This window comes from Pseudomonas sp. NPDC087598 (assembly GCF_044743525.1).
In the GTDB taxonomy this organism is placed as follows: Bacteria; Pseudomonadota; Gammaproteobacteria; order Pseudomonadales; family Pseudomonadaceae; genus Aquipseudomonas.
Map to the genome: position 1 here is coordinate 95,885 of NZ_JBIUWQ010000005.1, position 21,518 is coordinate 117,402.

Sequence of the window (21,518 nt, forward strand, 5' to 3'; positions counted from 1 at the left end):
CTGACGCAATCATTCGTTGCGTACAACTGTTCACCGCCACACGGCCTGATTTTGACCGAGATACCCTGACCGATGATTGCCCAGCTGTCGCCCGCTACCGCCCTGACTTCCGATTACCAGCAGTTCCTCAACGCCCTGAAAACCAGCGGCTTTCGTGGCGAGATCAGCGCTGATTACGCCAGTCGCGTGGTGCTGGCAACCGATAACTCGATCTATCAGCGTTTGCCGCAGGCAGCCGTGTTTCCGCTGGACGCCGACGATGTCGCGCGGGTGGCGCGACTGATCGCCGAACCGGCCTATCAGCAGGTGGTCATCACCCCGCGTGGCGGCGGCACTGGCACCAATGGCCAGTCGTTGACTGACGGCATCGTTGTCGATCTGTCGCGGCACATGAATCGCATTCTCGAGATCAACGTCGAACAACGCTGGGTCCGTGTGCAGGCCGGGGTGGTCAAGGATCAGCTCAATGCCGCGCTGAAATCCGCCGGACTGTTCTTCGCCCCGGAACTGTCGACCTCCAACCGCGCCACGGTCGGCGGGATGATCAACACCGACGCCAGCGGCCAGGGCAGTTGCACCTACGGCAAGACCCGCGACCACGTCCTCGAACTCGACATGATCCTGCGCGGCGGCGAACGTCTGCACGGTCAACCGCTGCAAGAAAGTGAACTGCAAACACTGTGTGCCCGGGAGGATCGGGTCGGTGAAGTCTATCGTTGTGCGCGGCAGATCATTGATGAGCAAGGCGCGCTGATCAAACAGCGTTTTCCCGATCTCAACCGTTGCCTGACCGGTTACGACCTGGCGCACCTGCGCGAGGCAGACAATCGCTTCAACCTCAACAGCGTGCTCTGTGGCGCTGAAGGCTCGCTCGGTTTTGTGGTTGAGGCGAAGCTGAATGTGCTGCCGATTCCCAAGCACACGATGCTGGTGAACATTCGCTACGCCGGCTTCATGGACGCGCTGCGCGATGCCCGGGCCTTGATGGCGCTCAAGCCGCTGTCGATCGAAACCGTGGACTCGAAGGTGTTGTTGCTGGCGATGCAGGACATCGTCTGGCACGGCGTTGCCGAATATTTTCCGGAAAACGCCCAGCGACCGACGTTGGGTATCAACCTCGTCGAGTTTTGTGGCGACGATCCCGAGGAGTTGCAACAGCGGGTCGAGGCGTTCGTCGGACACCTGAGCAGCGACCTGACCGTTGAACGTCTGGGGCACACGCTGGCGGTCGGTCATGCGGCGGTGAACAAGGTCTACGGCATGCGCAAACGCGCGGTCGGCCTGCTTGGCAACGTCGCCGGGGAAGCGCGGCCACAGCCATTTGTCGAAGACACCGCGGTGCCGCCGCAACATCTGGCCGAGTACATCGCTGAACTGCGCGACCTGCTCGACAGCCACGGTTTGCAGTACGGCATGTTCGGCCACGTCGATGCCGGTGTGCTGCACGTGCGGCCGATTCTCGACATGAAGGATCCGCAGCAAGCGGCACTGGTGCGTCCGGTATCGGATGGCGTCGCCGCGCTGACTCAGCGTTACGGTGGTCTGTTGTGGGGGGAGCACGGCAAAGGTCTGCGCTCGGAATATGCTCCGGCATTCTTCGGCGAGCTGTATCCGGCGCTGCAAGCGCTGAAAGCGGCGTTTGACCCGTTCAACCAGTTCAACCCCGGCAAGATCGCCACCCCGGCCAACACGGGCGCAACATTGCTGAAGATCGACGAAGTGACCCTGCGCGGTGAACTCGATCGGCAGATCGACGAGAAAGTCTGGCAGGACTACGGCGCCGCCATGCACTGCAACGGCAACGGCGCCTGCTACAACTTCGATCCTGACGACGCGATGTGCCCGTCGTGGAAAGCCACCCGCGAACGCGCGCAATCGCCCAAGGGCCGCGCCTCGTTGATCCGCGAATGGCTGCGTTTGCAGGGCGAGGCGGGCGTTGATGTGTTGTCCGATGCGATCCGCCGGCCGGCGTTTTTCACCACGTTGTGGCAGCGCTGGCGCAACAGTCGCACGCAGGCTGAGGATTTCTCCCATGAAGTTTACGATGCTATGGCCGGCTGCCTGGCGTGCAAGTCCTGCGCGGGGCAGTGCCCGGTGAAGGTCAATGTGCCGGAGTTTCGCTCGCGGTTTCTCGAGCTGTACCACACGCGTTATCTGCGTCCGGCGCGGGATTATCTGATCGCCTCGCTGGAGTACAGCATCCCGTACATGGCGCGGATTCCGGTGCTGTACAACGGATTGATGGGCGCTGCGGTTGTTCGCAAGTTGCTGGAGCGTCTTGGCGGCATGGTCGATGTGCCGTTGCTCAGCCGCTTCGATTTCCACGCGGCGATGCGCCGCTGGCAGGTGCAACCGGCGACGCTGGCGACTTTGTCTGCGCTGACCCAGGCGCAGCGCGAGCGCAGCGTGGTGATCGTTCAGGACGCATTTACCCGCTACTTCGAAGCGCCGTTACTGGCGGATCTGGTCGAGCTGATTTCGCGTCTCGGATATCAGGTGTATCTGGCGCCGTTCAGTGCCAATGGCAAGCCGCTGCATGTACAGGGTTTTCTGACTGCGTTCAATCGGGCGGCGTTGCGCAATGCGCGGCAACTGCGTGAGCTGGCCGATATCGGCGTGCCGCTGGTGGGGCTGGACCCGGCGATGACCCTGGTTTACCGCCAGGAATACCTGAAAGTCCCGGGTATGGAGCAATGTCCGGAAGTCGCCCTGGTGCAGGAATGGCTGCTCAAGGTGCTGCCGGCACAGACCACTCCGACCCGTACCGAGACCTTCCGCTTGCTGGCGCACTGCACGGAGAAAACCAACGCCCCGGCCGCGACTCGGCAGTGGGAGCAAGTGTTTGAACGCGCAGGCTTGAAACTGGCGACCCAGGCCACCGGTTGCTGCGGCATGTCCGGGACTTACGGTCACGAGGCGCGCAACCGCGAAACGTCGGCGGTGATTTATGAGCAGTCGTGGGCGCGTCAGGTCGAGGCGCCGGCGGAGCAGGGCGAGGCACTGGCCACCGGTTATTCGTGCCGCAGTCAGGTCAAGCGCCAGTCGGATCGGGCGTTGCGCCATCCGTTGCAGGTGCTGCTTGAGGCTCAGCGTCGCTGAGCGGTTCATCGTCGGGGGCGTTGTCCCAGATCAGGCGCGGGTCGAAGCTCATCGCCGAGAGCATGGTGAACACCACCACCATGCCGAAAAACAGGATGCCCGGGCGCGGCTCGATGTCGCCCAGCGCCTGGAACTTCACCAGCGCCGCGACCAGCGCGACGACCAATACGTCGAGCATCGACCAATAGCCGATCAGCTCGACGAAACGGTACAGCTTCGAGCGCTCCCGGCGCGCCCAGGCACTGTCGCGCTGCACGGTGATCAGCAGCAGCGACAACGCAACAAACTTGATCCCCGGCACCGCGATGCTGGCGATGAAAATGATCAGGGCGATGTCCCACGCGCCACCTTCCCAGAACTCCAGTACACCGCTCATGATCGTGCTGTCGGCGCCGTTGCCGAGCATCATGGTGTTCATCACTGGCAGCAGATTGGCCGGCACGTAGAACGCCAGCGCGGCAAACAGAAAGGCCCAGGTGCGCGCCAGCGAATTGGTCTTGCGCCGATGCAATGGCGCGTCGCAACGCGGGCACTCGTGCGGCTCGTCGCTCATGTCACAGGCCAGTCCGCAGCTGTGGCACAGGCACAGATTGAGTTCGCTGGCAGTCGGTGGCCGTTTCATAGGATGTCCCAGAGTTCACGGATATCGCGACCGGCAATGCGGATCATCATCAGGCTCAGCACGGCCAGCGCGAACAGGCCGATGCCGGGCAAGACATCGAGCAGACCGGCGAGTTTGAACACCGCCACCATCGCCCCCAGCAGACACACTTCGAGCATGCTCCACGGGCGCAACGTTTCCAGCCAGCGCATGCACAACTTGAAGCCCGGCGCGCGGCGGGAGGACAGGGCATAACTCAGCACCCAGGCCAACAACACCAATTGAAACGCCGGGGCAATGATGATCGAAATGGCCGCGACCATCGCCATAAAGGTGATCGGCCCCTGACTCAACGCCAGCACCGAATCCCACAGCGTTGCGCTGTTTTTCAGGCCTTTCATGCTGATGCTCATCACCGGATAGAAATTGGCGAACAGCCACAATATCGCCGCCGTGAACGTCAGGGCCAGACGTTGCTCGACCGTCAGGCCATTGAAGCGCTGCAGTACAGCGCCGCAGCGCAGGCACAGGGTTTTCTGATGTTTGCCGAGCACGGCTTTCTCGTACACACAGTCGCAGTGCTCGCAGATGATCAGGTGTTCGGTGTTGACCATGGACAACGCTCGGCGCAGGGACCTGATCACTATAGACGCTGATCCCGTTAGGGGCGCGGCGGGAAGTGGCGGGCGAAGTCGATGAAGGCTTTGAGCGGTGCCGGTACGTGGCGGCGGCTCGGGTAATACAGGTTGAGGCCGGGGTACCAAGGGCACCAGTCTGCCAGCACTTGCACCAGACGCCCGGCGCGCAAATGCTCGCTGACCATCTCTTCGAACACATACGCCAGCCCCAATCCTTGCAGTGCGGGGCCGACCATCAGGCTGACGTCGCCGAGGGTCAGCGGGCCGTTGACTTCAATTTCCTGGGCGATACCGCCCCGTTCGAATTCCCAGCGATACATCGACCCACTGGGGAAACGATGGCGGATGCACGGCAGGTCATGCAGGTCCTCGGGTTTTTGCGGCGCGGCGTGGCGCTGGAAAAACGCTGGCGAACCGACAACCACCGAGCGCATCGACGGGCCGATCGGCAACGACACCATGTCTGCCTCGAGGCGATTGCCGAAGCGCACGCCGGCATCAAAGCCGTTGGCAACGATGTCCAGCAGTGCGTCGCTTTCGACCACTTCCAGACGAATGTCCGCATACGCCTGCAAAAACTCGCTGGCAATCGGCAGCAATACCAGTTCGCAGGCCTGGCGCCCGCAGGTGATGCGCAGATTGCCCGAGGGCTTGTCGCGAAAGTGGTTAAGGTCTTCCAGCGCATCGTCGATGTCGCGAAACGCCGGTTTCAGCCGTGCGTACAGACGTTCGCCGGCCTCGGTCAATGCCACGCTGCGGGTGGTGCGGTTAAACAGACGCACGCCGAGACGGTTTTCCAGTGCCTTCATCGAATGGCTGAGCGCGGAAGGCGTCAGGCCGAGTTCGATGGCGGCTTTGCTGAAGTTCAGCTGCTGCGCGGTGCAGAGGAATACCGAGAGGTCTGCAGCTGAGGGGGATTTCATCTGTGAATGCCTTTCACAAAGTCATGCGATTTTGTTGGGATTATCACATCAGTAGCACGGCCTTAAAGTCGCATCAACTCATCGAGAAGGCCCGGCACCATCGCTAAGGGTCGCTGACAGGAGGAGTTGCTATGCGTACCTGGTTCATTACTGGAGCTTCCCGTGGTTTTGGCACGCTCATCGCAGAACGTGCCCTGCGTGCCGGCGATGCGGTGATCGCCACCGCCCGTCAACCGCAAGACATCACCGAACGCCTCGGCGATCATCCAAATTTGCTGGCAGTGCGTCTCGACGTGACCCGTGAAGACGAAGCCCATCAAGCGGTCGCAACAGGCATCAAACGTTTCGGGCGCATCGATGTGCTGATCAACAATGCCGGGTTTGGCGTGCTGGGGGCGGTGGAAGAAACCAGCGCCAGCGAGACCGAACGCCTGTTCGCCACCAACGTCTTCGGCCTGCTTAACGTCACCCGCGCGGTGCTGCCACACATGCGCGCGCAACGCAGCGGTCACGTCATCAATATCTCGTCGATCGGCGGCTATCAGGCTTACATGGGCTGGGGTGTTTATGGTTCGACCAAGTTTGCCGTGGAAGGCATCAGCGAAGCACTGCATCAGGAACTGGCGCCGCTGGGCATCCATGCTACGGTGGTCGAGCCGGGCTTCTTTCGTACTGACTTCCTCGATGAACAATCGCTGATCAAAACCGCGCTGGTGTTGCCGGACTACGACGAAACCGTCGGCAAGATGCGCGCCTTCGCCGAGGCTGCCAACCACGCGCAACCGGGTGATCCGCAGAAGCTCGCCGAGGCGATGCTGACGCTGGTCAACGCACCCAACCCGCCACAGCGGTTGGCCCTCGGCAGTGATACCGTGGCGCGCGTCGAAGCGAAGAATCGCCTGGTAGCGCAGGAGCTGGCCGACTGGAACGAGCTGGCACTGTCCACCGACTTCAAGAACTGACAAAGATCCCCCTGTAGGAACTGCCGCAGGTTGCGATCTGTTGATGCTGTTTTTCAAAATCAACAGATCGCAGCCTGCGGCAGCTCCTGCAGGAGGGGCGTAGACCTCAAGCAAAGGACTGACTTATGACTTCTGTCGCTCAACAGCGCGGAGCGCGCGACAAGCTACTGATCCTCGCTGCCGTGTGCCTTTCAGCGCTGGTGCTTCCATTGAGTTTTACCGGCGGCGCGGTCGCCACGCCGGCCATTGGCCGTGACCTCGGCGGCAGCCCTGCGGCGCTGACCTGGATTACCAATGCGTTCATGTTGTCGTTCGGCAGTTTGCTGATGGCAGCGGGTGCGTTGGCCGACGCCTACGGGCGTAAACGGCTGTTCACGTTCGGCATGTTGCTGTTCACCGCGGCATCGATTGCGCAGAGTCTTGCGCCGTCAGTGTTCTGGCTGGATGTGCTGCGTGCCGTTCAGGGCGTGGCCGGTGCGGCGGCGCTGGCCAGTGGTTCGGCCTCTCTGGCTCAGGAGTTCGAGGGCTATGCCCGCACGCGGGCGTACAGTCTGCTCGGCACCACATTCGGCATTGGCCTGGCGTTTGGGCCGTTGTTGGCCGGAGCGTTGATCGAGGTGTTCAACTGGCGGGCGATTTTTGTCTTCACCGCGCTGATCGGCGTCATCGCCATGGTCTTCGGCCTGCCACGCATGCATGAAAGCCGCGATCTGGATGCGAAAGGTCTGGATTGGCCGGGCACCGTTCTGTTCAGTTCAATGTTGGCGCTGTTCACGTTTGGGCTGATCCAGGCGCCGGACAGTGGTTGGGGCAGCCCGTGGGTGATCGGTTTGCTCGGCGCTTCGGCGGTGCTGCTGGTGGCCTTCGTGAGGGTGGAAATGCGCGTCAAACGGCCGATGCTCGATCTGACCCTGTTCCGCTTTCCGCGCTTCATCGGTGTGCAGATGCTGCCGATCGGCACCTGTTTTTGCTACATCGTGCTGGTGGTCATGCTGCCACTGCGCTTTATCGGTGTGGAAGGCTTGAGTGAAATCGACGCCGGCCTGCTGTTGCTGGCGCTGTCGGCACCGATGCTGGTGGTGCCGATGCTTGCCGCGTCGATGACGCGTTTTGTGTCGGCAGGCATCTTGTCCGGTGCCGGCTTCCTGATTGCTGCCGTGGGCCTGCACTGGCTGAGCCTGTACAACGTTGGCGAAGCGAAATTCGGGCTGGTGGTGCCGATGGTGTTGATCGGCATTGGTGCCGGTTTGCCGTGGGGCCTGATGGATGGTTTATCGGTCAGCGTCGTGCCGAAAGAGCGTGCCGGCATGGCGGCCGGGATCTTCAATACGGTGCGGGTGGCGGGCGAGGGGATTGCCTTAGCGATTGTCGCGGCGATTCTTGCTTCACTGCTGCACAGCGATCTGTCGAATGCGTTGGCAGGCAGTGGCGATGCGGCGCTGATTGCGGAAACGGCGCACCGAGTCACCACGGGCGACATGGCCCATGCGATCAACGCGATTCCGGGGCTGGCCAACGAACGATTGGTGCAAGGTTATGCCTCGGCGTTCCAGTATCTGCTGCATATCCTTACGGTGATCACTCTCGCTTCGGCGGCAGTGGTGCTGGGGCTGTTGAGCAAGGATCGCACCGTCAAGGAGCCGCAACAGGCAGCGGCCTGACACCCTCCATGTGGGAGCTGGCTTGCCCGCGAAGGCGTCGGCCCGGCCAACATCGATTTCGCCTGACCCACCGCCATCGCTGGCAAGCCAGCTCCCACAGGTTTCACCGGTGTACTGAAATCCAGGGTCACCGTAGATCCCTGTGGGAGCGGGCTTGCCCGCGAAGGCGTCGGTCCGGCCAACATCGATTTCGCCTGACCCAGCGCCATCGCTGGCAAGCCAGCTCCCACAGGTTTCACTGGTGTACTGAAAATCCGGGACCACAGCAGATCTCTGTGGGAACGGGTGTACTCAAAATCCAGGGTCACCACAGATTCCTGTGGGAGCGGGCTTGCCCGCGAAGGCGTCGGCCCGGCCAACATCGATTGCGCCTGACCCAACGCCATCGCTGGCAAGCCAGCTCCCACAGGTTTCACTGGTGCACTGAAAATCCGGGACCACAGCAGATCCCTGTGGGAGCGGTTTGCTTTTACTTGCGATCCAGCCACACGGTTTGCGCGTTGCAGAACTCGCGTACGCCGAAGTGCGACAGCTCGCGGCCAAAACCGCTTTTCTTCACGCCACCAAAGGTCACGCGTGGGTCGCTGGCGGAGTAACCGTTGATGAACACGCCGCCGGTTTCCAGTTCGCTGGTCAGTTGCTGGGCCAGTTGCACATTGGCGGTGTAGATCGTCGCGGTGAGGCCGAAATCACTGTCGTTGGCCAGAGCGACGGCATGCGCACAATCTCGGGCGGTGATGATCGAGGCAACCGGGCCGAACAGTTCCTGTTTGAACGAGGTCATGCGATCGGTAACGTCGGCCAGCACCGTCGGCTGGTAGTAGTTGCCGGCGCCTTCAGCCTTGCCGCCACCCAGCAGCAGCGTTGCACCTTCTTCGAGGGTGTCGCGCACTTGCTGATCGAGTTCGTCACGCAGATCGAAACGCGCCATCGGCCCGATGTAAGTGTCGGCGGACAGAGGGTCGCCGACCTTCAGCTTGCGTGTGGCTTCAACGAATTTGCGGGTAAATTCCTCGACCACGCCTTCTTCGATGATCAGACGTTTGGCTGCCGCACAGACCTGACCGGAATTCTGGTAGCGACCGATCACGGCGGCCTGAACGGCTTCGTCGAGATCGGCGTCATTGAGCACTATGAACGGATCGGAACCACCCAGTTCCAGCACGCATTTCTTCAGTGCCGCGCCGGCCTGTGCGCCGATGGCCATGCCGGCACGCACGCTGCCGGTCAGGGTCACGGCGGCGATGCGCGGGTCGGCGATGGCGCTGGAGACGCCGTCCGGGGTGACGTTGATCACTTCAAATACGCCTGGGGCAAACCCGGCGCGGGTAAACGCATCGCGCAGCAGATAGGCGCTGCCCATCACGTTCGGCGCATGCTTGAGCACGTAGGTGTTGCCGGCGATCAGCGCTGGCACCGCACCGCGCAGCACCTGCCAGATCGGGAAGTTCCACGGCATCACCGCGAGGATCGGGCCGAGCGGACGGTATTCGATACGCGCCTTGCCGCCTTCGACTTGCGTCGGCTCGGCGTCGAGCATGGCCGGGCCATGTTCGGCGTACCACTCGCAGAGCTTGGCGCATTTTTCGATTTCGCCACGGGCCTGGGCGATGGGCTTGCCCATTTCCAGGGTGATCATGGTGGCCATGGCTTCAGCGGTTTCACGCAGGGCAGCGGCCAGCGCAGTCAGGGCGCGGGAGCGGTCTTGCAGCGGCTTGCGTTTCCATTTTCCAAAACCATAGGCGGCGCGGGTCAGGGCCGCGTCGAGGGCTTCGGCGGATTCAAAGGCGTAGGCGCCGATCTGCTCGCCGGTGGTCGGGTTGATCGAGATGGCGTGGGTCTGGCTGGAAATCTGGCTCATGGTTTTGTCCTGCGTGTTCAGTGGATGGGCCTAGAGTAGGGTGGCGTTTGTTTTCTGGAAACTGAATAATAAAGATCGTTTCTTTCACGATTGGAGAATGACTGTGGATCTGGTGCAGCTGGAAATCTTCAAAGCCGTGGCCGAGCACGGCAGCATCAGCGCGGCGGCGGCGCAGATTCATCGGGTGCCGTCGAACCTGACCACGCGTATCAAGCAGCTGGAGCAGGATCTGGGTGTCGATCTGTTCATTCGCGAGAAAAGCCGTTTGCGCCTGTCGCCGGCCGGATGGAGTTTTCTCGAATACGCGCGGCGCATCCTCGATCTGGTCCAGGAAGCCCGGGCCACCGTCGCGGGCGAAGAGCCGCAGGGCGCATTTCCCCTCGGTTCGCTGGAAAGCACGGCGGCGGTGCGCATTCCCGAACTGTTGGCGGCCTACAACCAATTGCACCCGAAAGTCGATCTCGATCTGTCCACCGGTCCGTCCGGTACGATGATCGACGGCGTACTCTCCGGGCGTCTGGCGGCAGCTTTTGTCGACGGTCCGGTGCTGCACCCGACGCTGGAAGGCGTGCCGGCCTTCGAAGAAGAGATGGTCATCATCGCGCCGCTCAATCACCCGCCCGTGCAGCGTGCGGCGGACGTCAACGGCGAGAGCATTTATGCCTTTCGCTCCAACTGTTCGTACCGCCATCACTTCGAAAAATGGTTCAGCACCGACGCCGCCGTCCCCGGCAAGATCTTCGAAATGGAGTCCTACCACGGCATGCTCGCCTGCGTCAGCGCGGGGGCGGGTCTGGCGTTGATGCCGCGCAAGATGCTGCAAAGCATGCCCGGCAGCGCGACGGTGAGTGTCTGGCCGCTGGCGGCGGACTTTCGTTATCTGACCACCTGGCTGGTGTGGCGGCGGGGCACGGTGTCGCGCAGTTTGAGCATGTTTGTGCGCTTGCTCGAGGAGCGTGGTGTGGTGCGTGCAGAAGAGTAATTGACACTTTGTGTCATGGCTGTATCTTTGTTCGCGTTTCGTAATATAAAAAACTATACAGCGAGCCGATGAGGAACCCGTAAATGACCACAGCCCTGAGCGGCAAAGAAGCGGTAGGTGAACGTTTCGTCCTGGAAACCATGCGCCACGCCCAACAGTTGACCTGGAAAGCCGTTGACGCGATTGCCGCGGTGATCAAACCCGGCATGCTTGAATCCGAAGCGACGGCCCGCGGCAAGGAAATCCTCGCTGAACTGGGCATGGACCGGATCTGGCACCCGCTGTTGATCCGCTTCGGCGCCAACACGCTGAAGACTTTCAAGCAGCGCTCCGACGGTGATCCGGTGCTGGGCACCAACGACATTTTCTTCATCGACATGGGCGTGGTCTGGCAAGGGCACGAAGGCGATGCGGGGGCGACGTTCACCACGGGGACCGACCCGGAAATGATCGCCTGCGCGGCGGCGGCCAAAGTGTTGTTCGACCGCGTCGAGGCGTTCTGGCGCGAGGGTGTTTCCGGCGTCGAACTTTACCGGTATGCCAGCGATCAGGCCGAGGCGATGGGCTGGGTGCTGAACCTGAATATCAAGGGCCATCGCGTCAGTGATTTCCCGCACGCCATTCATCGTGGCGGTGATCTGGGCGACTTCGAGCAGGCACCGAATGCCGGTGTGTGGATTCTGGAAATCCAGATCGCCCACCCATCGCGTCCGTTTGGCGCGTTTTACGAAGATTTGCTGATTTAAGGAAAACCCATGACGACCTCGACACCACAATCCGTGCTGCTGTTCTCCTACGGCACCCTGCAGGATCGCGCGGTACAACAGGCGAATTTCGGCCGTGAGTTGCAAGGTCAGCCGGACAGCCTGCCGGGCTACAAACAGGCAATGGTCGAGATCACCGACCCTGCCGTGCTCGCCACCAGCGGCAAGACTCACCACCCCATCGTGCAGGCGAGCGGCAACGCGGCGGATGAAATTGCCGGCACGGTATTTCACATCACGGCAGAGGAACTGGCTGCGGCCGATGAGTACGAAGTGGCCGACTACAAACGTGTCAGCGTGCTGCTAAAGTCTGGAGTCGATGCATGGGTTTATGTGCAGGCGTGACAACGGGGCGCAGCGCTGTAGTTGTTTTTATATAGCGTCAACTTTGATGATGCACGCCGTTTCCTAACTCCAAAGTCAAAAAACAGGACGTCCAGCATGAAAGTCAGCGCACGCAACGTATTCAAAGGTCAGGTCAGCCAGGTTCAGGCAGGGGCGGTCAACGCCGAAGTGGTGCTGACCCTCGCCGGTGGCGAGCAACTGGTTGCCGTCGTGACCATGAAAAGCATCAAGAACCTCGGCATCGCCGTCGGCAAAGAAGCCGTCGCGCTGGTCAAGGCACCGTGGGTGATGCTGATGACCGAATCCAGCGACATCCGCCTCTCGGCGCGCAACTGCCTGGAAGGCAAAGTGCTGAGCGTCACCGACGGTGCGGTCAATGCGGAAGTGGTGATCGAGTTGGCCGGTGGTTCGAAGGTCTACTCCATCGTGACCCGCGATGCCGTGGCCGAGTTGGGCCTGGCCAAAGGCGTCAGCGCGACGGCGGTGATCAAGGCGTCGCACATCATTCTGGGTGTTCCGGCCTGATTGTCTTTTCAGGCTGACAAGAACCTCTGATCCTGGTTTCGGGATCAGAGGTTTTTTGCTTCAAGGCGTGCCGTTTCGGCCGTACAGGCGAAAGCCTTCGCGTTGGTTCAAGCGGTCGTAGTAAGCGCTGACGGCGGGCAAGTGCGGGTGCTTGAGCGGCGTTTCGAACCAGCGATTGACCGACAGTCCGATCGGGATGTCCGCCAGTGAAAACTCATCGCCGCTGACATAAGCCCCGGTCGATTCCAACTGCCGATTCAAAATCTGCATATTCTTCGACCACTGCTCGATGCCGTTGGCCAGCGCCGCAGGATCCTGATGCTCCGGCGACTGGCGTACCAGCGACAAAAACGCATACGACCACGAGCGATTCAGCTCCGACGCCTGCCAGTCGATCCACTGATCGATGCGCGCACGGGTTCTCGGATCGGTTGGATAGAGAGGCGAGCCGCCGGAGCGGGCCACCAGATAACGAATGATCGAATTGGATTCCCACAAAGTGAAATCACCGTCCTGAATCACCGGCACCATGGCGCAAGGATTCAGTGCGAGGAACTCCGCTGTATCGGTCGGTTTGAACCCGGAGCCCCAGTCCTCACGCTCGAACGGAATCTGCAATTCGGAGCAGGTCCACAGCACTTTGCGCACGTTGATCGATGAAGCTTTACCGAGGATTCGCAGCATTGGATTTCCCTGTCCGGTGATTGTCGGGCGTCAACCAATACCACAATACAGAAGGCCCGCACACGGCGGGCCTTCTTGGCTCAGCGAAGCAATTTCAGAGGCTGCTCGCCAGCTTGCCACCGGTCATCCGCCGACGGTAGGCACTGTCACGATTGGCCAGCCAGAAATACAGCGGCGACGTCACCAGCAACCCCACTAGCCACGACAGATCCGCGCCGTTGATGTGCGCGGACACCGGGCCGACGTACAGTGGCGTGTTCATGAAGGGGATCTGCACGGCGATGCCGATCGCGTAGGCCAGCAAGGCCTGCGGGTTGTAGCGGCCGTAGATGCCACCGTCGACCTGGAAGATCGACTGGATGTCGTACTTGCCCTTGTGGATCGCGTAGAAGTCGATCAGGTTGATCGCAGTCCACGGCACCAACACCACCAGCAACACCAACACCATGTCGACGAAGTGACCGATGAAGTCCTTTGAGGCGCCCACGGCGGCAAAACAGCAGCCCAACAAGACGATGATCGAGATCACCGCACGGCTCTTGGCGGTCGGAATCCAGCGATAGGCGAAGGTCTGCACCAGGGTGATCAGCGACAGCACGGCGCCATACAGGTTGAGGGCGTTGTGGCTGATCACGCTGAGCAGGAACAGCACTAGCATCAGCGGGCCGATGGAACCGGTGGCGAGTTTGACCGCGTCCATGGTGTCCATGCCCACCGGCGTCGCCAGCACGGCAACGGCGCCGAAGATGAACGCCAGGCTCGACCCCAGCGCCGAGCCCAGATAGGTGGTCCAGAACGTCGACGACACCTTCACATCGGCCGGCAAATAACGTGAGTAGTCGGAAACGTACGGCGCAAACGCGATCTGCCACAACGCCGCCAACGACACGGTGGCCAGCCAGCCGGACAGGTTGAAGCTGCCCCGAGTGAGGAAATCGTCGGTCTGGATGTGGGTGAAGATGTAGCCGAAACCGACGACGATGCCGATCCCCAGCACCCAGGTGCCAATGCGGTTGAGCACGTGAATGAAGCGGTAGCCAATGATGCCGATGATCCCTGAACCGAAGGCGCCGATAACGATGCCGACCGGCACCGGGACGCTGTCGACCACGCCATGCAGCGACTTGCCGGCCAGGACGATGTTGGAGGCGAAGAAGCCGATGTACATGACGCCGGCAATCAACACCACCAGCAGGGCACCGAGGGAGCCGAACTGGGCGCGGCTCTGGATCATCTGCGGAATGCCCATCTGCGGGCCTTGCGCCGAGTGCAGCGCCATCAGCACGCCGCCGACCAGATGACCGACCAGAATGGCGACGATGCCCCACAGCAGATTCAAGTGAAACAGCTGCACGCCCAGCGCGCCGGTAACGATGGGCAACGGCGCGATGTTGCCGCCGAACCACAGCGTGAACAGATCCCTGACCTTTCCGTGGCGATCTTCGGGGGGCACGTATCCTATCGTGTGTTTTTCAATGAGCGGGGCGGACGTTGTTGCAGAGGTGGACATGACGAACTCCAAGGCAAGGATGAGTACGTGGACGTACTTCGGTAAGCGCCGACACGGACGGCGCATTTCTTGTTGAAGCGATCATGTGCAAAGGTTCGGGATAGATAAATTAGTAAGTTTGTTGCTACAGACCTTAAAAAAAGTATGCCGCGCGTGGCGGGGCTGTCCGGTATGTTCAAGTCTTGATCAAACAAGAATTTCAGGGCAACCCCGCTCTGTGGCGAGGGAGCTTGCTCCCGCTTGAGTGCGCAGCACTCACAAGATCGACGTCGCGCCCGATATTCCTGGGGCCGCTTCGCTGCCCAGCGGGAGCAAGCTCCCTCGCCACAATTGAGGTCGCCGCATTATCGGAGGTTTTCCATGGCCGCCTACAACCTGCGCCAGCTCAAATATTTCGTCACCACCGCCGATTGCGGCAGCGTTGCCGAGGCCTCGCGCAAGCTCTACATCGCCCAACCGTCGGTCTCCACCGCGATCAAGCATCTGGAAGAAAGCTTCGGCGTGCAGCTGTTTATCCGCCATCACGCCCAGGGCGTTTCCCTGACGCCGAGCGGTTCGCGGTTTTATCGCAAGGCGCTGGAGCTGTTGCGCGTTGCCCATGAGTTCGAGCAGAACGCCCTCGCCGATAACGACGTGGTGTCGGGACAGATCGATATCGGCTGTTTCGAAACGGTCGCGCCGCTGTACCTGCCACGGCTGATCGCCGGTTTCAAGGAGCGCTGGCCGGGAGTGGAAATCCGCATTCGCGACGGCGAGCAACAAGAGTTAGTGCAGGCGCTGACCGCTGGCAGCATCGACATGGCCATGCTGTTCGAACACGACCTCGACAGCACCATCGAAACCACGCCGCTGATGCCGCCGCAACAGCCTTACGCCTTGCTGCCGGCCAATCACCGCTTTGCGCAGCAAGCGAAAGTCTCGCTGCATGAGCTGGTGCTGGAACCGATGATTCTGCTCGACGTGGTGCCGAGTCGGACCTACTTCGTGAGCATCTTCGAAGAGCGCGGATTGACCCCGCACATCGTCTTCAGCTCTCCGTCGATCGAGATGGTGCGGGGCATGGTCGGGAGTGGCTTCGGTTTTTCGATTCTGGTGACCAAGCCGTTCAGCGACTACACCTACGACGGCCAGAAAGTCGTGTGTGTGCCGCTGGCGGAAAGCGTCACCGGTTCGGGATTGTCGGCCGCATGGCTGCGCCGGGTGCAGCTGACCAAACCGGTGCAGTTGTTTGTCGATCATTGTCGCGAGGAGCTGGCTCGGCTTTACCCCTGAGGAGTGCCGAGCCGGTCTTCAGCGGCTGATAGACGCCAGCATCCGTTGCAGCATTGCATCGCAGGCGTGCAGTTGATCGAGGCTGACGAACTCATCCGGTTTGTGGCCCTGATCCATACTGCCTGGGCCGCACACCACGGTGGGAATCCCCACCGCATCAAACAATCCGCCTTCAGTGCCGAACGCCACTGTGGTGAATTCCTTCGAGCCGCAGAACGCGGCAATCAGCTCGGCCGCCTGACTTTGCGCATCGGTGGCCAGGCCCGGATAGGCCGACAATTCGCTGAAGCGGATATCGGCGTGTTCACTGACCGCCCGCATGCGCGGCAGCAGCTGTTGTTCTGCGTAGGTTTTCAGCGTGGCGGCGACCAGAGCGGGGTCCTGTGAGGGCAGGGCGCGGATCTCGAAATCGAAGCGGCAGTCGGCGGGCACGATGTTCAAGGCCTTGCCGCCGCTGATCACGCCGGTTTGCACGGTGCTGTAAGGCGGATCGAAGCGCGGGTCGTGCTGCTCCGGCGCTTTCAGTTGTTGACCGAGACGGCCGAGTTCACCGATCAGTTCGGCGGCGTATTCGATGGCATTCACCCCCAGCGGCGCATAGGCGGAATGACACGGGTGGCCGTGCACATCGCAGCGCATCGCCAGTTTGCCCTTGTGGCCGAGCACCGGTTTCAGTTCGGTGGGTTCGCCAATGATGCACAGCAGCGGTTTGACCGGGCGTTGCTCCAGCACCTTGAGCAGCGAGCGCACACCTAGGCAGCCGACTTCTTCGTCGTAGGACAGGGCGATGTGCACCGGCATGCGCAATGCTGCGTTCACCAGCGCCGGTACCAGGGCGAGCACGCAAGCGATGTAGCCCTTCATGTCCGCCGTGCCGCGACCGAACAGTTTGCCGTCGCACTCGCTGAGTTCGAACGGCGGCAGTGTCCACGGCTGGCCATCGACCGGCACCACATCGGTGTGCCCGGACAGCACGATGCCCGCTTGATCCGCCGGGCCAATCGTGGCGAACAGGTTGGCCTTGCTGCGTTCATCGTTGTAGATCAGCGCGCACGGTACGTCGAAGCCGGCGAGGTAATCGCGCACAAATTCGATCAACTGCAAGTTGGATTCACGGCTGGTGGTATCAAAACCCACCAGCGCCTTGAGCAACTCGACGCTGCTGTTCATCGATCATCTCCGGCGACGCCGTAGCCCGGGGCCTTGGCCGGATCGAGGGCGCGATCGATGTAGTCCTGCAATTGCGGCTGGTAGGCATCCCAGAGTTTTTGCAACTGGCCGATCGGGTTCTCATCGGCCCAATCGACCCGCAGGTTGACGATCGGCCAGGTCTGCTCGCCGACCACCACCACGGCGGCCGAATGCACGGGACCGGCCTCACCACCGAGTGCCTGGGCCGCGTGCAGGGCTTTGAGCAGACGGTCGGTCAACTGACCTTCGCCGTCTTCAAAGGCACTGACCATGGCTTCGATCACCGAGCGCCCGGCGAGCATGTTGCCGGCCGCCACACATTGCTCGCCAGCCACCGCGTTGTGCACGCCGAGGGTTTGCGCGCCGCTGAAATGCGCGGTCTGGCCGAGGTGGTTGATGGCGGTGATCTGGCGGTACTGGCTGTAGCCGTTGCGGGTCAGCACCTTGTCCAGTGCATCGTCCGGCGCCAGGCCTTGCTCCATCAGCGCGAGTACTTCCGGGCCGAGCGACGGCAGGGTGATGTTCTGGCTCGATACTGCACCGACGCCGGGCAACAGCCACGGGCAGCGCGCACCGACGGCGATGCTGGAAGAACTGATGGCGACACCGAACTGGCCGGTTTCGGGGCAACGTGCGGCGATTGAAAAGGTCATTTACTTACTCCTTGTGTGTCTGAACTGGCCTCATCGCGAGCAGGCTCGCTCCCACATTTGAAATGCATTTCAAGCAGGGAAGATGAGGTGTCTATGCTGGCCTCATCGCTGGCAAGCCAGCTCCCACAGGTATTAGGGTGTTCACAAAGTCTGCGTCACACAGACCACTGTGGGAGCTGGCTTGCCAGCGATGGCCGCTACTCGGTCTGTCGACTTACTCGGGAATCACCGCAATCACATCAATCTCCATCAACCACTGCGGCTGGCCCAGCGCCGAGACCACCAGGCCGGTCGAAATCGGGAACACACCCTTGAGCCACTTGCCGACTTCGCCATACACCGCTTCGCGATAGCGCGGGTCGATCAGGTAAGTGGTGGTCTTGACTATGTGGCTCATGTCGCTGCCGGCTTCCTCCAGCAGTTGTTTGACGTTGCGCATGGCTTGTTCAGCCTGCGCACGCGGATCACCGAGGCCGATCAGGTTGCCGTCGAAATCGGTGCCGACCTGACCCCGCACATAAACGGTGTTGCCGGCGCGGACCGCCTGGCACAGGTCGTTATCCAGCGTCTGGTTCGGGTAGGTGTCTTTGGTGTTGAACATGCGGATACGAGTGTGGGTTGGCTTGCTCATGTGCAGCTCCTGAAGATGAGTTGCCCGGCGCAACCGGCGCCGGAGCGAAAGAGGGAAATCAAGCGTCGGCGGTGTCGGCGACTTTGCTGTGTGTCGGTGCATGCAACTCGGCTTCACGCTGCTCGGCATCTCGGTAGTCCAGGTACTTGCGCTGGGTGGCGATGTGATCAGCGACATGTTTGGCGTCATGCCACACGCCCCAGATAAACGACGAACCCCGGCGCGACTGCCACGGCAGACCGAGGAAATACACGCCCGGCTCACTCGACACACCGCGCTGATGGACAGGCTTGCCCTTGTCATCAAACGCCGCGACCTGCAGCCACGAATAGTCCACGGCAAACCCGGTGGCCCAGATGATCGAAGTGACACCGGCCTTGGCCAGATCCAGATCCACCAGCGGATTTTTCACGCATTCAGGATCCGGATAGGTCTCGCGCGCCTCCGGTTCTTCCGGCAGATCCAGACCATTACGCTCGATGTAGGCGTCGGCGGCATCCAGCAGCGCCAGATAGTTTTCGTCGCCGCGAGTGAGGTTGCCGAGCAGGTCCTGCTTGAACGTCACCACGCCGTTGTTGAACGACTCGGTCACGCCGACCAGGGTCATGCCGCGATGCGCCAGACCACGAAAATCGATGGTGCGCCCGCCGTGGGCACCGCTGACTGCAATGGTCACGTGCTCGCGGCCGGGTTTCATCGCCGCTTGATCCCACTCGCCAAGCACCCCCAGCCACCAGCAGAAATCACGGTTGCGATAGGCGCGAGGCGGGCGGTCATGGGCGCCCACGGAGAGGTAAACCTGCTTGCCGGAGCGTTGCAATTCATCGGCAATCTGCACGCCTGAAGAACCCGCACCGACCACCAGCACCGCGCCGTCAGGCAGTTGCTGCGGGTTGCGATAGTCAGCGGAGTGAATCTGCAGCAGACGCTGGTCTTTTGGTGCAATCGCCGGGATCACCGGTTTCTGAAACGGGCCGGTTGCAGCGACGACGCGGTTGGCCTCGATCACGCCTTCGGACGTCTCGACGGTGAAGCCCGGGCGACCGACATTGCGCACCACGCTTTTGACCTCGACGCCGGTGCGGATCGGTGCATTGAATTTCTTCGCATAGGCCTCGAAGTAATCAGCCACGCGTTCTTTCGCGGCGAAACCGTCGGGATCGACGTCATCGAATTCCAGCCCGGGAAAGCGGTCGTGCCACGCCGGGCCATTGGCGACCAGCGAGTCCCAACGGCCGGTGCGCCAGCGCTCGGCAATGCGATTGCGCTCCAGCACCAGGTGCGGCACACCCAGTTTGCTCAGGTGTTCGCTCATGGCCACGCCCGCTTGGCCGGCTCCCACGATCAGCGTGTCTGTTTTTATTATTTCAGTGGTCATCTCTACATCCTTCCTAGCAAGGCAGTTGGATTCGGGCGCTGTTGGCTTGTCCGTTTTGCTTGCGGTCAGACTAGGGAGGAGGGGGGTATCGGTAAAATATTATTAAGCTGGGATGTGAAGATAAAATTCTGATGCAGAGGGCTGAAAGCCTTTAAATACGGGGCTTTGATGAAAGCGTTGAGGCGCCGCCCCCTTTCATCAGACAACAATTTGTGGCGAGGGAGCTTGCTCCCGCTGGGGCGCGCAGCGGCCCCTTCTTAACAGATGGGGACTGCTGCGCAGTCCAGCGGGAGCAAGCTCCCTCGCCACAGAATCGCAGTCAGGTCTGGCTGGCTTGCTGTTACCGGTCAAGGAACGCCAACAGATCCTCATTCAACGCCTGCGCATGGGTCACCGCAAAACCATGCGGGGCGCCTGCGTAGACTTTAAGCTCGGCACCCTTGATCTGCGCCGCCGCCTGCTTGCCGGTGGTTTCAAACGGCACGATCTGGTCGCCGTCGCCATGGATCACCAGCGTCGGTACATCGATTTTGGCCAGGTCCGGACGGAAGTCGGTTTCCGAGAATGCGGTGACGCAATCCACCGTGCCTTTGAGCGAGGCCAGCAACGCGACATTCAGGGTTTGCGTGAGCACGCCGTCAGAGACGGTCTGGCCCTGATTGGTGCCATAGAACGGCGCCGCGAAATCGGCGATGAACTGCGCACGATCTTTCAGCAGGCCTGCCTTGATGCCGTCGAACACCGACGTGTCGACGCCCTCGGGGAAGTCGGCTTTCTTGCCGAACAGCGGTGTCACCGCGCCCAGCAATACCAGGCCGGCAACGCGCTCGCTGCCATGCCGGGCAATGTAGCGGCTGACATCGCCGCCACCCATGGAGAAGCCCACCAGTGTCACTTCACGCAGGTCCAGATGATTGATCAGTTGCGCGATGTCATCGGCGAAGGTGTCGTAGTCGTAACCGGTCCATGGCTGATCGGAACGGCCGAAACCACGGCGGTCGAAGGCAATGGTGCGGTAGCCACGGCTGCTCAGGTATTCCATCTGGTATTCCCACATGTCGGCATCCAGCGGCCAGCCGTGGCTGAACAGCACGGGCTTACCGCTGCCCCAGTCCTTGTAATAGATTTCGGTACCGTCTTGGGTCTTCAACGTGCTCATGGAAACTCCTGCGTTTGGGGTCATTCGTGGGCATAACAGCCGCCACTATCTGCGCAAAATCCGCTGACAACTTGTACGCAGGTGCTAAGTTTGCCCGCCCGCAGCGCAGCCAATTTTCATCAGGGGTTGTAAGATGCAACCGCACGAAACTGCCGTTTGCCGGAGACACCTGGAATGAAGCGTAAAAGTCTTGAGGGTAATGCCTGCCCCGTCGCCCGGACGCTGGATCTGATCGGCGACTGGTGGTCGTTGTTGATCGTGCGTGATGCGCTGGACGGCATTCGTCGGTTCAGTGATTTCCAGAAAAATCTGGATATCGCCAAGAACATGCTCAGCGCCCGCCTCAAAAGCTTGGTGGAGCAGGGGATCCTGCAAACGGTGCCTGCCGCCGACGGCGGAGCCTATAAGGAATATGTGCTGACGGAGCGCGGCAAAGCCTTGCAAACGGTGATCGTCGCGTTGTCGCAGTGGGGCGGCGAGTTCATGTACGCACCGGGCGAGCCGGGCTCGGTGATGGTCGATGCGAAGCATCGCCAGCCGATTCGCAAGCTGGAATTGATGGCTGCCGACGGCCGCTTGCTGGCACCGGAGGACGTCGCGACCCGCCTGGCTGTTGAGCACTGATTGGCAAAAGCAGAGCTAAGCGCAGCCGCGATGGCTGCGATTGTTCAATCCTCGA

General features: G+C 61.3%; 20 protein-coding genes. 9 read left to right on the forward strand and 11 right to left on the reverse strand.

Features of this window, described 5'->3' with window-relative positions:
* Window positions 1–72 precede the first annotated feature (72 nt).
* Complete coding sequence (locus ACIOWE_RS04840; protein ID WP_401388010.1) at window positions 73–3,099, forward strand: FAD-binding and (Fe-S)-binding domain-containing protein; 3,027 nt, start codon at window positions 73–75, stop codon at window positions 3,097–3,099.
* On the opposite strand, the gene ACIOWE_RS04845 is transcribed toward ACIOWE_RS04840, so the two are convergent.
* Genes ACIOWE_RS04845 through ACIOWE_RS04855 form a run of 3 tightly spaced genes read right to left on the reverse strand, consistent with a single transcriptional unit; the run spans window position 3,032 to window position 5,261 of the window.
* Entirely contained in the window at window positions 3,032–3,721 is a 690-nt protein-coding gene (locus tag ACIOWE_RS04845) for a paraquat-inducible protein A (protein ID WP_401388013.1), read from the reverse strand. The two genes, ACIOWE_RS04840 and ACIOWE_RS04845, sit on opposite strands and share 68 nt — an antisense overlap.
* Window positions 3,718–4,314 (reverse strand): paraquat-inducible protein A, encoded by a 597-nt coding sequence (locus tag ACIOWE_RS04850; protein ID WP_401388016.1) that lies wholly within the window; start codon window positions 4,312–4,314, stop codon window positions 3,718–3,720. Before ACIOWE_RS04850 ends, ACIOWE_RS04845 begins: the two co-directional genes overlap by 4 nt.
* Window positions 4,315–4,361: 47 nt before the next feature.
* Window positions 4,362–5,261, reverse strand: a complete 900-nt coding sequence (locus ACIOWE_RS04855) for a LysR family transcriptional regulator (RefSeq protein ID WP_401388019.1) — start codon at window positions 5,259–5,261, stop codon at window positions 4,362–4,364.
* 131 nt (window positions 5,262–5,392) lie between these two features.
* On the opposite strand from ACIOWE_RS04855, the gene ACIOWE_RS04860 reads away from it, so the two are divergent.
* Window positions 5,393–6,223, forward strand: coding sequence for an oxidoreductase (locus ACIOWE_RS04860; protein ID WP_401388022.1), 831 nt, complete (start codon window positions 5,393–5,395; stop codon window positions 6,221–6,223).
* A gap of 125 nt (window positions 6,224–6,348) precedes the next feature.
* Window positions 6,349–7,884 (forward strand): MFS transporter, encoded by a 1,536-nt coding sequence (locus ACIOWE_RS04865; protein ID WP_401388024.1) that lies wholly within the window; start codon window positions 6,349–6,351, stop codon window positions 7,882–7,884.
* 469 nt (window positions 7,885–8,353) lie between these two features.
* Here the strand turns inward: ACIOWE_RS04865 and ACIOWE_RS04870 are convergent, their stop codons facing one another.
* Window positions 8,354–9,745, reverse strand: coding sequence for an aldehyde dehydrogenase family protein (locus tag ACIOWE_RS04870; protein WP_401388027.1), 1,392 nt, complete (start codon window positions 9,743–9,745; stop codon window positions 8,354–8,356).
* 103 nt (window positions 9,746–9,848) lie between these two features.
* Between ACIOWE_RS04870 and ACIOWE_RS04875 the strand changes: the two genes are divergently transcribed.
* From ACIOWE_RS04875 to ACIOWE_RS04890, 4 genes are all read left to right on the forward strand, one after another.
* Complete coding sequence (locus tag ACIOWE_RS04875; RefSeq protein ID WP_201239177.1) at window positions 9,849–10,727, forward strand: putrescine utilization regulator PtrR; 879 nt, start codon at window positions 9,849–9,851, stop codon at window positions 10,725–10,727.
* An 83-nt stretch (window positions 10,728–10,810) separates the two neighbouring features.
* A complete protein-coding gene (locus ACIOWE_RS04880; protein WP_401388030.1) occupies window positions 10,811–11,473 on the forward strand; it encodes a M24 family metallopeptidase in 663 nt (220 codons plus the stop codon).
* A gap of 9 nt (window positions 11,474–11,482) precedes the next feature.
* Entirely contained in the window at window positions 11,483–11,836 is a 354-nt protein-coding gene (locus ACIOWE_RS04885) for a gamma-glutamylcyclotransferase family protein (RefSeq protein ID WP_401388033.1), read from the forward strand.
* A 96-nt stretch (window positions 11,837–11,932) separates the two neighbouring features.
* Window positions 11,933–12,361 (forward strand): molybdopterin-binding protein, encoded by a 429-nt coding sequence (locus tag ACIOWE_RS04890; protein WP_401388036.1) that lies wholly within the window; start codon window positions 11,933–11,935, stop codon window positions 12,359–12,361.
* Between the two features lie 60 nt (window positions 12,362–12,421).
* Here ACIOWE_RS04890 and ACIOWE_RS04895 read toward each other — a convergent pair whose 3' ends face one another.
* Window positions 12,422–13,045: a glutathione S-transferase family protein gene (locus ACIOWE_RS04895; RefSeq protein WP_401388039.1), complete on the reverse strand. Its 624-nt coding sequence runs from the start codon at window positions 13,043–13,045 to the stop codon at window positions 12,422–12,424.
* Between the two features lie 94 nt (window positions 13,046–13,139).
* A complete protein-coding gene (locus ACIOWE_RS04900) occupies window positions 13,140–14,555 on the reverse strand; it encodes a purine-cytosine permease family protein (protein ID WP_401388042.1) in 1,416 nt (471 codons plus the stop codon).
* Window positions 14,556–14,915: 360 nt separating this feature from the next.
* On the opposite strand from ACIOWE_RS04900, the gene ACIOWE_RS04905 reads away from it, so the two are divergent.
* A complete protein-coding gene (locus tag ACIOWE_RS04905; protein ID WP_201238852.1) occupies window positions 14,916–15,827 on the forward strand; it encodes a LysR family transcriptional regulator in 912 nt (303 codons plus the stop codon).
* Between the two features lie 18 nt (window positions 15,828–15,845).
* Here ACIOWE_RS04905 and argE read toward each other — a convergent pair whose 3' ends face one another.
* From argE to ACIOWE_RS04930, 5 genes are all read right to left on the reverse strand, one after another.
* Complete coding sequence (gene argE, locus ACIOWE_RS04910) at window positions 15,846–16,997, reverse strand: acetylornithine deacetylase (RefSeq protein ID WP_401388045.1); 1,152 nt, start codon at window positions 16,995–16,997, stop codon at window positions 15,846–15,848.
* Entirely contained in the window at window positions 16,994–17,671 is a 678-nt protein-coding gene (locus ACIOWE_RS04915) for a DUF1028 domain-containing protein (RefSeq protein ID WP_401388048.1), read from the reverse strand. Before ACIOWE_RS04915 ends, argE begins: the two co-directional genes overlap by 4 nt.
* Window positions 17,672–17,885: 214 nt before the next feature.
* Window positions 17,886–18,302: a RidA family protein gene (locus ACIOWE_RS04920; protein ID WP_127926852.1), complete on the reverse strand. Its 417-nt coding sequence runs from the start codon at window positions 18,300–18,302 to the stop codon at window positions 17,886–17,888.
* A gap of 58 nt (window positions 18,303–18,360) precedes the next feature.
* Window positions 18,361–19,680: a flavin-containing monooxygenase gene (locus tag ACIOWE_RS04925; protein WP_401388053.1), complete on the reverse strand. Its 1,320-nt coding sequence runs from the start codon at window positions 19,678–19,680 to the stop codon at window positions 18,361–18,363.
* Between the two features lie 340 nt (window positions 19,681–20,020).
* The gene (locus tag ACIOWE_RS04930) at window positions 20,021–20,839 is read right to left on the reverse strand and encodes an alpha/beta fold hydrolase (protein ID WP_201238848.1); all 819 of its coding nucleotides are present in this window, start codon (window positions 20,837–20,839) and stop codon (window positions 20,021–20,023) included.
* Window positions 20,840–21,013: 174 nt separating this feature from the next.
* On the opposite strand from ACIOWE_RS04930, the gene ACIOWE_RS04935 reads away from it, so the two are divergent.
* On the forward strand, window positions 21,014–21,463 hold the full coding sequence (locus tag ACIOWE_RS04935) for a winged helix-turn-helix transcriptional regulator (RefSeq protein ID WP_401388056.1): 450 nt from the start codon (window positions 21,014–21,016) through the stop codon (window positions 21,461–21,463).
* Window positions 21,464–21,518: the final 55 nt, after the last annotated feature.